Source organism: Gracilibacillus thailandensis (assembly GCF_010994055.1).
Lineage (GTDB): Bacteria > Bacillota > Bacilli > Bacillales > Amphibacillaceae > Gracilibacillus > Gracilibacillus lacisalsi.
Window position 1 is genome coordinate 74,579 of the sequence record NZ_WJID01000019.1, and the last position, 11,047, is coordinate 85,625.

The 11,047-nt window shown below is 35.7% G+C and carries 10 protein-coding genes; 6 read left to right on the plus strand and 4 right to left on the minus strand.

Annotated elements, in window-relative coordinates; translation table 11 throughout:
• The first annotated feature begins 19 nt into the window (after window positions 1-19).
• The 5 genes from GH715_RS07715 (at window position 20) to GH715_RS07735 (ending at window position 5,263) form a co-directional block, all read left to right on the plus strand.
• Window positions 20-1,249 (plus strand): M20 family metallo-hydrolase, encoded by a 1,230-nt coding sequence (locus GH715_RS07715; protein ID WP_153834886.1) that lies wholly within the window; start codon window positions 20-22, stop codon window positions 1,247-1,249.
• 16 nt (window positions 1,250-1,265) lie between these two features.
• On the plus strand, window positions 1,266-2,651 hold the full coding sequence (gene hydA, locus GH715_RS07720; protein ID WP_163578531.1) for a dihydropyrimidinase: 1,386 nt from the start codon (window positions 1,266-1,268) through the stop codon (window positions 2,649-2,651).
• Window positions 2,652-2,654: 3 nt separating this feature from the next.
• Window positions 2,655-3,566 carry an NAD-dependent epimerase/dehydratase family protein gene (locus GH715_RS07725; protein ID WP_153834884.1) on the plus strand — a complete coding sequence of 304 codons (912 nt, stop codon included), beginning with the start codon at window positions 2,655-2,657 and terminating at the stop codon, window positions 3,564-3,566.
• 61 nt (window positions 3,567-3,627) lie between these two features.
• Window positions 3,628-4,575, plus strand: a complete 948-nt coding sequence (locus GH715_RS07730; protein WP_153834883.1) for a sugar kinase — start codon at window positions 3,628-3,630, stop codon at window positions 4,573-4,575.
• 28 nt (window positions 4,576-4,603) lie between these two features.
• A complete protein-coding gene (locus tag GH715_RS07735; protein ID WP_153834882.1) occupies window positions 4,604-5,263 on the plus strand; it encodes a bifunctional 4-hydroxy-2-oxoglutarate aldolase/2-dehydro-3-deoxy-phosphogluconate aldolase in 660 nt (219 codons plus the stop codon).
• Between the two features lie 132 nt (window positions 5,264-5,395).
• Here the strand turns inward: GH715_RS07735 and GH715_RS07740 are convergent, their stop codons facing one another.
• From GH715_RS07740 to GH715_RS07750, 3 genes are all read right to left on the minus strand, one after another.
• Complete coding sequence (locus GH715_RS07740; RefSeq protein WP_153834881.1) at window positions 5,396-6,304, minus strand: ribokinase; 909 nt, start codon at window positions 6,302-6,304, stop codon at window positions 5,396-5,398.
• Between the two features lie 18 nt (window positions 6,305-6,322).
• Entirely contained in the window at window positions 6,323-6,982 is a 660-nt protein-coding gene (gene rpe, locus GH715_RS07745) for a ribulose-phosphate 3-epimerase (protein WP_153834880.1), read from the minus strand.
• Window positions 6,983-7,245: 263 nt separating this feature from the next.
• Entirely contained in the window at window positions 7,246-8,238 is a 993-nt protein-coding gene (locus GH715_RS07750) for a LacI family DNA-binding transcriptional regulator (RefSeq protein WP_153834879.1), read from the minus strand.
• Window positions 8,239-8,392: 154 nt separating this feature from the next.
• Here GH715_RS07750 and GH715_RS07755 point away from each other — a divergent pair, with 154 nt between their 5' ends.
• Entirely contained in the window at window positions 8,393-9,817 is a 1,425-nt protein-coding gene (locus GH715_RS07755) for a PTS transporter subunit IIC (RefSeq protein ID WP_205601842.1), read from the plus strand.
• A gap of 737 nt (window positions 9,818-10,554) precedes the next feature.
• Here the strand turns inward: GH715_RS07755 and GH715_RS07760 are convergent.
• Window positions 10,555-10,830, minus strand: a complete 276-nt coding sequence (locus GH715_RS07760) for an AbrB/MazE/SpoVT family DNA-binding domain-containing protein (RefSeq protein ID WP_153834877.1) — start codon at window positions 10,828-10,830, stop codon at window positions 10,555-10,557.
• Window positions 10,831-11,047 lie beyond the last annotated feature (217 nt).

The window sequence follows — 11,047 nt, forward strand, 5'->3', positions numbered from 1 at the left end:
GATTGATGGAGGAAAGTGTATGATTAGCAAAAGCCGTATAAATGATAGAATAGAAAAATTAGCAAAAATAGGAATGACCGATGAAGGTGGTGTATCACGTATAGCTCTAACCGAAGAATATAGAGAGGGTCTGAACCTACTAACTTCTTGGATGGAACGCGCTGGATTAAGTGTGCATATTGATCAAGCAGGGAATTTGATTGGTCGCAAAGAAGGTGAATCCTCTAATCTGAAAGCAGTAGCCATAGGTTCTCACGTAGATTCGGTAGGGAACGGTGGAAAATATGATGGTACGGTTGGTGTTATAGCAGGTATTGAACTGGCACAACATCTAAAAGAAGAAAATATAGAAAATAAAAGACCAATAGAGATAATTGCTTTTTGTGAAGAAGAAGGGTCGAGATTTCAATCTGGTGGAGTGTTTGGCAGTAGAGCAATGACAGGCAAGTTAAACGAAGAGGATTTAAAAGTAGTTGATGATAATGGTGACTCTAGATATGAAGTATTAAAAGCCTTTGGATTAGATCCAGCCAATATTGACAGGGCGGTAAGAAGTGAGGAAGAGTTTGAATTATATTTAGAGATGCATATTGAGCAAGGTCCTATACTGGTTCGAGAGGAGACGCCAGTAGGTATTGTAACTGCCATCACTGGTTTATCTTTGACAGAAGTGATTTTTGAAGGGGAAGCTAACCATGTGGGGGCTACCCCAATGGATTTAAGATATGATGCTTTACTAGGTGCTAGTGAAGCGGCGTTAGCAGTAGAGGAAATTATTAATCGGTACGGGGGATATGCTGTAGGTACCTCAGCTACAATGGAGGTGGAACCAAGCCAGGTAAATATAATACCAGGTAAAGTTTCCACTGTTATTGATATACGTGACACCGATTTGGATAAAAGGGAAACTATTCTTGCTGAGTTAGAAGAAAAAGTCAAAGAAATAAGTATGCGAAGGAACTTAAACTACCGAATTAATAATAAATTAAAAGCGAATCCGGCAAATTCTGCTTCACATATAATACAAACAATGAAAGATATGAGTGAGAAACATCGTATTAAGACGTTTGAAATGCCAAGCGGCGGGGGGCATGACGCACAATTACTTGCTGAGATTACAGATATGGGCATGATTTTTGTAAGATCAGAAAATGGCAGTCATAACCCTCAGGAATTCGCAAAAGCCGAAGATATTAAGCTGGGTACTGATTTATTGGCGCATACTGCTATTCATTACATTAACAAATAAAAGAAGGAGGGATAAGATGGCTACAATCATACAAAAAGGGACATTAGTTACAGCTTCTGAAACCCTTCGAGCAGATTTGAAAATAGATAATGGAAAAATAAGTATGATATCCGATCAGATTAAAGAAGAAAATGAAGATATTATTATAGATGCAACAAATAAATATGTTTTCCCTGGTTTAATTGACCCGCATACTCATCTTGGAATTGAAGGAACGTTAGATGACTTTGAAAGTGGGACAAAAGCAGCCGCCTCAGGTGGAGTAACCACAGTAATAAACTTTACAGACCCAAATAACTCACAAACATTTTTAGAGGATTTGGCAGAATGGCGGGAGAAAGCTAAAAGTTCGATAATAGACTATGGTTTTCACTCCATTATAAATAAATGTAATTCAGCTGTATTAGAAGAAATATATAAACTACCTGATGAAGGTGTAACATCGATTAAGTTGTTCATGGCATACAAGGAAAACATGGTAAATGATGAAGAGTTATACTTATTAATGAAAGCAGCAAAACAAGCTGGGGTGGTAACAAATATTCATGCTGAAAATGGTAGGGTAATAGATCAGCTTATTGATGAAGCCCTCAACAACAATAACACTGACCCAATTAATCATGCATGTACGAGACCACCTGGATTGGAAGCAGAGGCAGTAGCACGAGCTTTGAGAATTGCTGAAGTAACAGAGGCGCCAACGTATATTGTCCATATATCTTCTGAAGAGGCTATGGAAGAATTTATTAGAGCAAAAGAAAGAGGAGTTCAAGCTTTCGGTGAAACATGTCCACAATATTTAGTACTGAATGAGAATTATTTAAAAAAGGATGCTAAAGAGGCAGTGAAATATATCTGCTCTCCGCCATTGAGAACTCTCAAAGATCAAAAAATTCTTTGGAATAACATTAATTCGGAAATGATTTCTACCATCGGTTCTGATCATGCATCTCATCCATATTTGAATGGGAAAGAAAATGGTATTGATAATTTTACGAAAGCACCTAATGGTTTACCTGGTATAGAAAGTACTCTTTTATTACTTTATCACTATGGAGTTTATGAGGGCAGAATTACTTTGCCAAAACTTGTTGAGATTACCAGTCGAAATCCAGCAAGTATTTTTGGCCTGCATCCTCGAAAAGGCTGTTTAAAAGTTGGTAGTGATGGCGATGTAGTAATTTTTGATCCAAGTAAGTCTACAGTAATAAGTAAAGAAACGCAGAAACAAGGAACAGAATATAATATTTATGAAGGAATGGAGTTACAGGGAAGTATTGACTATGTTCTGTCAAGAGGTGAAATTATAGTTAAAGAGAATGAAGTTGTTGGAACGTCGGGGCGTGGGAAATATTTATTTCGAAATAAATTTAATGAGTTCTCTGACGAAGGAGGACAATAGAATTTGAATATCTTAGTAACTGGAAGCAACGGCTTAATTGGAAGACATATAGTAAAATTTCTTCTGCATAAAGACCTAAATGTTGTAGGCTTTGATCTTAAACCAACTTTAGCAGACTATATTCATTTTACTAATTTTACTTTTATAGAGGGCAGTGTAAGTGATTATTACCATTTGGAATCCGTAATGGAAAAATATAAGATAGATAAAATTATCCATGGTGGAGGAATATCACATCCGAAAGGGTACGAAAACTCTCCTGACAAGATATTAAATACGAATATAATGGGAACTTCCAATGTTCTGGAAGCAGGAAGACTTGCTACTGTGCAACAAATAGTGCTTTTAAGTTCAGCAGCTGTATATGGAAGTAATCAAACTACTAATTTAAACGAAGATGTGGCACCCACTCCTACTTCTATATATGGTGTATCTAAAATAACAAGTGAATATTTAGCTAATGTTTATCATGAAATACATGGGATGAATATAACATCATTAAGAATTCCGTTTGTATATGGACCAGGTAGGAAAACGCATGATCCAATTAAGCACATGCTTGAAAAAGCTTTGAATGACGAAGATGTGATAGAAGAGGTCGGGATAGATCAAAAATTAGAATACATCTATGTTAAGGATGTTGTCCGAGCAATCTGGTTAACTATTAATACTAAAAGAGCGAATGGTATTACCTTAAACATAGGAAGTGGGAATTTAACTAGTTCAATAGATATAATTTCTGTAATGAAGCAGCTATTTCCTCGTCTGAAGTTTGAATTAGGACCAGGTGACTTTGGGTATGATGAAGTTTCTCCACTTAACTGTACGAAAGCAAGAGAGATACTTAATTTCAAGACTTCATACTCAATAATGGATGGAATAAGTGAATATCATGATCTTCTAAAAAATAAATAAGAAGAGATTAGGGGGGGCTTATTTGCAACCCCTCCCTTGCAACTTAGGAAGGAGATTTGAAATGGACGTTGTTACGCTTGGGGAGAGTATGGTTTTGTTTGTGCCAGAATTTTCAGGATCGCTTAGATATTCCGAAAAATTCGAAAGAAAACTTGGGGGAGCAGAGTCAAATGTAGCTATAGCATTAGCGAGGCTTGGACATGATGTTGGCTGGGTGAGTAAATTAGGAAATGACGACTTAGGACTATACATACGAAATATAATTCGAGGTGAAGGAGTAGATACATCACAGGTAATATTTGATGATAATTATCCTACTGGAGTATTTTTTAAGGAAATAGTCAATGGAAGAGATCCAAATGTATATTATTATCGAAATAACTCTGCAGCTAGTACTCTTAGTCATGCTGACATAGACAATACTTATTTTCAACAAGCAAAATACCTCCATTTAACTGGTATAACTGTTGCACTAAGTGCTTCATGTAAACATGCTTTAAAACAAGCAATTAAACTAGCTAAAAATGACAATGACAAATACGTGGTATTCGATCCAAATATACGCTTAAAGCTATTGTCAGAAAAAGAAGCAAAAAGAGAATTAACGGAAATTGCTAAGGATTGTGATATAGTGATGCCAGGATTAGATGAAGGTAAGATATTGACTGGTGAAAATGAGCCGGAAGGGATTGCTCGATTTTTTTTAGAGAGAGGATCAACCTTAGTGATTGTAAAATTAGGAGCAGATGGAGCCTATTTTGCAACTGCAGAAGAAAATGGCTTTGTCCCTGGAGTTCCAGTGAAAAATATTATTGATACGGTTGGTGCTGGAGATGGTTTTGCTGCTGGCGTTATTTCTGGATTACTAAGAGAATGGAATTATTTTGATGCAGTGAGTTTGGGTAACAAAATTGGAGCTTATGCACTAAGTGTAAAAGGGGATTTTGAAGGATATCCATACTGGGAAGAGGTTAATCCCAAAACAAATATAAAGAAAATAACACGTTAAATTTTTATAAGTGAAGGAAGTTGGAAACATGACTGACATTGTATTTGAGAAGATGATCTCATCAGGTATTGTAGCGGTAGTGAGGAAAGTAGATCCTAAAAAAGTCAATCAACTAGTCAATTCATTGATTACTGGAGGGGTTTCCGGTATCGAAATAACAATGGATTCAGAGAAAGCATTAGAAACGATTAATGAATTAAAGGATATTCATAATCATCGTGTAACCATTGGAGCAGGTACTGTAGTGAATAAAAAGCAAGCGACAGAAGCTATTAATGCAGGAGCTGATTTTATATTTGCTCCAATAATAGATAAAGCAACTATTGAATACACAAAAAGAGAAGATAAAATTATGGTTCCTGGTGCCTTTACACCTACTGAAATATACCAAGGGTATTTATATGGGGCGGATGCTATTAAAATCTTTCCATCTAATGTAGTAGGTCCAAAATTTATTCAGGATGTCAAAGGTCCACTTAGTGAAATACCACTTATGCCGACAGGGGGAATTTCATTAGAGAACATTCAAAGTTACTTTGAGGTAGGATGTATAGCAGCAGGAGTTGGTGGATCTTTAGTTGATTTAAAATTAATCAACAATAATAAATGGGCAGAATTAGAGGATTTGGCAAGGAAGTATGTTAATAGTGCTTCAAGGATGAAAAAAAATCGGCCCACAAAAATATGAGGAAAAAAATAGTATTTCAGAAAATATACTGAGTGATATCTTCCATTTAATATATTAAAAATGGGGGAATCGTCTCGAAAATGTGCTTAGCGTTGTAAATCCGCATTTTCCTGACGCTACCCCCATACCATTTTAGGAATATACCTTCATATCATTCAATGTGGGAATGGAATCATGACCACCTGTTCTTGAAACCTTAATACCAGCTGCAACACTAGCAAATTTAGCTGCTTGAACCAGATCATTTGAATCTAGAAATTCACATGCTATAGCACCTGCATAACAGTCACCTGCGCCCACGGTATCTACTGCATCAACCTTAATAGAATCAACAAGGGTACTTTCTCCATTCTGATAAACAAGACTTCCTTGTGCACCCATCTTGACAATTACATTTTGAATACCGAAACCATTTATCTTTTTAGCTGCCTCTAAAGCAGTTTTTTCATCGGTTACCTTGATGCCAGTGATTTTCTCTGTTTCTTGCTGATTAGGCAATATTAGATCAGCATACTGGAATGCTTCTTCAAAGATTCCACCTGCTGGAGCTGGATCGAGAATTACAAACATACCACGCTGTTTTGCTATTTTCATTGCTGCTAAAATAGACTCTTTACTAGTTTCCATTTGTAGAAGAAGAATAGTTGATTCGATGTTTCCAAGTGCTCGTTCAACATCTTCTTCAGTAATGTAATCATTAGCTCCTTTGGTCCCCACCATTGTGTTTTCGCCAGTCTCATCTACGATTGCAACGAATGTACCCGATCCTTTATCATCAATTTCAAGAACATTTGTTATATCTACACCTTGGTTTTGCAAGTTTTTGAGTAATTGATTGCCAGCGTTATCTTTACCAACTGCTCCTATTAAGGAAATCTTCTTCCCTAAGCGCGCGACCGTCACGGCCTGATTTGCACCCTTTCCACCAGGTGTCATTGCAATTGAATCACAAAACAATGTATCACCATAGTCTGGATACTTAGGCGCCTCTACTACTACATCCATATTTATACTTCCTAAAACCGCGATATCATATTTCATGTCGATAACCTCCATTAATTAGATAAATAGTTTCCTAGTATTATTTACATTTTCTTCTAAGCTATTTTCACTATTAAATACAGCACTTGTTCCCAATACATACATGTCTGCTCCACTTTCCTGACATTTTGGAATCGTATTTGCGCCAATGTTACCGTCAACTTGAATGTCTATCGGACGTTCAAACTGCTCTAATTTACAATGTAATTTTGCGATTTTATCATACATGGTTGGTATAAATTTCTGACCTGCAAAACCGGGATTAACGGTCATCACTACAATATAATCAATCACATCATAGACATAATCGAGAAATTCTAAAGAAGTTGCCGGATTAATTGCGACACCTGCTTTTATTCCTTTACTTTTAATTTCCGTTAGTGCACGTTGGAGATTTTCCGTTGATTCCTGATGGATAGAAATCATATCGGCACCAGCATCAGCAAATAAATCGATATATAACTCAGGTTGTTCAATCATTAAGTGCACATCAATTGGTGTTTTCGTTAGGCTCCTTACTGTTTTCACAAAGTCTGGCCCAAGTGTGAAATTAGGTACAAACTTCCCATCCATTATATCTATGTGATAGAAATCAACACCCGCATCATCCAGAGCCTTTACATCTCTTTCTAAATTTCCTAAATCTGCACACATCAATGATGGTCCTAGTTTATGCATTTTCTCTACTCCTTTAATCAATTCCTTCAGTTCATTACTAGTTCATTTTTTAAGCCAAAAAAGAAAAGCTAATAGATTTTTTATAACGTAACCGATTACGTAACAACCCGTAAAAGCCCTTATAAATCTTTTCCATCGATATACCCACACCGGGAAAAATAAGGCAATATAAAAAAATTATTATAGTTACTATCCAAGCGAACGTAACCGATTACGTAATGTCCATGAAAAGGCCATTATCTAATGACCACTAGTATGGCATTTCATGAGGACTCGCGAATAATTAGTTTAGGCTTTAATTCATAATGATTCGGCTTTTCATTTCCATTATTAAATAGATTCATTAATTCTTTAATTGCCAGTGCACCTACCTCTGTTTTGCACTGATCAACGGTCGATAATCTTGGGTGCAAATAAGACGTCATATTTATATTATCATATCCCACGATTTTTACCTGTTCAGGGATTTGTATTCCAAATTCATAACATGCTCGTATTGCACCAATTGCCATCGCATCATTCGAGCTGAAAATCCCATCAAATGTTTCTCCATCTTTTAATAACTTTCGGATGAGTTGATAACCGCTCTCCATTCCAAAATCTCCATACACAATCTTTGTCTGAATTGGGGATTCTAACTGTTTAAGAGATAATTTATAACCCAACAAACGATCAATGGCACTTTTTTCTCCTTTAGGACCCGAGATAAAAACAATATTTTTGCATTGGTTGTCCTGAATTAAATAGGTTACCGCATCCTGAGCACCTGCTTTATGATCAACTGTGATAGCAGAGTATGAGTGTTCAAAATTTGCGCGGTCAATAGTAATAGTACGAATTCCTCTTTCTTCTAATAAAGACAAGTCTTTTTCGTCGACATGCAAGGAATTAATAATAGCCCCACTAACATAGTGATTAACCATAGAGTCCAAATAATATTCCACTTTTGACCTTTGATCGTCACTATTGCAAAGATAAATCTGATAACCATTTTTATTTGCTTCTGTTTCAATCTCCCGTACCAATTCAGGGAAAAATGGATTATTTAATGTTGGAATAAGTAAAGCTATAAGGTTCGATTTTCGTTCAGACAAGCTCTTCGCAAGCATATTTGGTTTATAATTTAATCTTTCAATCACTTTCTTCACTTTTGCAATTGTTTCTGGACTTGCTTCTCCTTTGCCATTAATAATTCGTGATACGGTGGCAACGGAAACACCAGCTTCTTTTGCAACATCTCTCATTGTGTAAGACATCTATATCCCTCTTTACGTAACCGGTTACCTTAAAGTGTAAACGGTTAGATTTTTCTTGTCAATAAAAAAAATTACTGTTGCTTTTTTGGAGATTGTTTGCTAAATTAAAACTAATCTTCATTTACGTAACCGGTTACTTACGAATTTGGAGGTAATGAAAATGATAGATGCAATAAATTCGGGTTTTAACTTCTTTATAGGTTTAGGTGGACCAGCAATTATGTTTGTAGTTATAACTATCCTTTCTTTAATTGTCGGAGTATCCATCTCGAAATCCATTGAGGGCGGCCTGCGAATGGCGGTAGCACTCACAGGTATGAGTGCTGTTATTTCTTTACTGACCAGTGCCTTCGGTCCAGCTTTAGAGAGTTTCGTTGAGTCAACTGGCGTCTCTCTATCCGTAACAGACTTGGGATGGGCACCTCTTGCAGTTATTACATGGGGTTCTGTTTATACACTTTATTTTGCTTTTATTTCTTTAATCGTAAATTTTATTATGTTAGCTACAAAGCAAACTACAACGTTAAACGTGGACTTATTTAATATTTGGAATTACTCTGTTTTAGGGTTGCTTTTGATGTATTATTCAGATAATAATCTTTTAATTACATCCCTATTTATTTCCATGCTTTATGCATTAATGTTAAAAAATGCAGATGTTATGAAACCAACAATAAATGAATTGCTCGATTACGACGATAAAAACATTACAACTACTGCACACCCGTCATTGCTAATTGCACCTGTCGTTATGGTTGTTAATAAATTAATTGATGTAGTCTTACCTTTCATTGATAAATTTGATTTTGATGCAGTAGCTCTTAATAACAAAATTGGATTCTGGGGAAGCAAATTTGCTATTGGTGCCTATTTAGGTATCTTTATCGGATTCCTCGGACAGCAATCTACAGCTGAAATTCTGACACTAGCATTTACTGGTGGTGTGGCATTAGAATTATTCGGTCTTGTCGGTGGCTGGTTTGGTCCTGCAATTGAACCATTGTCAAATGGGATCACCAAACATATGAGTAAACGTTTTAGAGGAAGAAAACTTCTGATTGCCATTGATTGGCCTATCCTTGCAACAAAAGCAGAATTGTGGGCTGTTGCTAACATTCTTGCTCCAATCCTTTTGGTAATCGCTATTTACCTTCCAGGTAATAGTGTTTTGCCTTTAGGCGGAATTATTTTAACTGTACTGGCACCTGCATTGCTAATTGTTACAAAAGGTAAAGTTGTTAGAATGACGATTATCGGAACCATTCTAATTCCAGTATTCCTATGGGGAGCAACTTTCATCGCTGATTTTGTAACCCAAACTTCTATAGCAATGAATAACTTCCCAGCAGGATTACCAGCAGATGCTTTAATTTCTGCAGTTGACTCTGACCCTATTGAGAAAATGATGGCTATTTTAATAGGTCAATCAGTATCTACAATGGATTGGACATTAATCTTATATTCAGTACTTTCAGTTATAGCTTATGTTGGTCTATTCTTCTGGTATTTAAAACAAATGGAAAAACAAAATGAACAATCATTAAGTCAAGATGAGACAATTGAAAAAAAAGCTATGTAAACCATAATATTTAGTTGAACTAAAGGGACAGGTATGATGTGACTCCCAAAAGTTAGAGTTTTTATTAAGCAGATAATTGGCTGGTGTGAATGCTAAACTCACGCCCGCCAATTTTTGCTTGATACGTTTCTTATTATAGTAATATATATAGTATTTTAAATACACGGATTAATTTAAATTTAATGAACAGATTAAGTGTCATGTTTAATATCACAATTTAACATAGCGACGAAAATTACGGATACCGTCATATATGGGATGGTTATAAAAACTCCACATTTTTTGTACCTATTTTTCAACTGTTTCTTAAAGGGACCCTTTTGAAATGATTTATCGATTACCGGCTTGTCAAATCATCTTTCTACTTTGCTAATTCCCCTTCAACCTCTGTTTTTTTCTCTTTCATTATTAATTTTCATTCTAAAATCTAAAAAATACTTAGAATAGCTTAACTTTAACTATTAATTCTTCCCCTTCTATAGAAAGGGGTAGCGTCTCGAAAATGTGCTTAGCGTTGTAAATCCGCATTTTCCTGACGCTACCCCAAACTAAACTTTAAAAGTGATCGGTAAATGTTAAATAATACCAATGGTTCGTTTGTTAGAGTAATATAAAGTTTCTCTTTTTATTATCTATTGGAATACCATTAGATGTTGAAGGACATGTGGTATAAATAATTATCCCCACGGTACTTAAAAAATAACTAACCGGTGCGTTTATCGCGCCGGTATTCTTGATTACTTCGCACCCTCTGAAAACAAGTGCTCTTTCAGGATTTCTTTCCCTTTTGGACTAACATACAATCCACCTGGTAATTGCACGTTCTTCTCGCTTATATCTCCTGTGATAAAACAAGCATTGTCCGCTTTGTACTTCTGCAGGATAACACGCTCCTCGTCTATGAAGATCTCCAAGGGATCTTTGACTTGGATATCCAAACTGCGACGCAACTCCATCGGCAATACAATACGCCCTAACTCATCTACTTTTCGTATGATTCCGGTACTTTTCATAGTTTGATACGCTCCTTTTTTATTATTTTTTATGCTATCTATAAATCATCGCAACACCTTTTGTTGGTTATGTAATAAAAAGGAATTTTATGTATGTATTAACATTTTAATAGAAAAAGAGAAAAGTGCCAAGAAAAAGTCGTATTTTTCTGTTTTATAAAAATAGTAGGTTTCACCGTCTATTAATAAATAAGTCATTGTACAAGATATGTGACCG

What these genes read in the sequence shown, in the direction of transcription:
- GH715_RS07735 (WP_153834882.1), top strand. Translation starts at nt 4,604, where the DNA reads ATGACTGACATTGTATTTGAGAAGATGATCTCATCAGGTATTGTAGCG.
- GH715_RS07760 (WP_153834877.1), bottom strand. Translation starts at nt 10,830, where the DNA reads ATGAAAAGTACCGGAATCATACGAAAAGTAGATGAGTTAGGGCGTATT.
- GH715_RS07750 (WP_153834879.1), bottom strand. Translation starts at nt 8,238, where the DNA reads ATGTCTTACACAATGAGAGATGTTGCAAAAGAAGCTGGTGTTTCCGTT.
- rpe (WP_153834880.1), bottom strand. Translation starts at nt 6,982, where the DNA reads ATGCATAAACTAGGACCATCATTGATGTGTGCAGATTTAGGAAATTTA.
- GH715_RS07740 (WP_153834881.1), bottom strand. Translation starts at nt 6,304, where the DNA reads ATGAAATATGATATCGCGGTTTTAGGAAGTATAAATATGGATGTAGTA.
- GH715_RS07755 (WP_205601842.1), top strand. Translation starts at nt 8,393, where the DNA reads ATGAAAATGATAGATGCAATAAATTCGGGTTTTAACTTCTTTATAGGT.
- GH715_RS07715 (WP_153834886.1), top strand. Translation starts at nt 20, where the DNA reads ATGATTAGCAAAAGCCGTATAAATGATAGAATAGAAAAATTAGCAAAA.
- hydA (WP_163578531.1), top strand. Translation starts at nt 1,266, where the DNA reads ATGGCTACAATCATACAAAAAGGGACATTAGTTACAGCTTCTGAAACC.
- GH715_RS07730 (WP_153834883.1), top strand. Translation starts at nt 3,628, where the DNA reads ATGGACGTTGTTACGCTTGGGGAGAGTATGGTTTTGTTTGTGCCAGAA.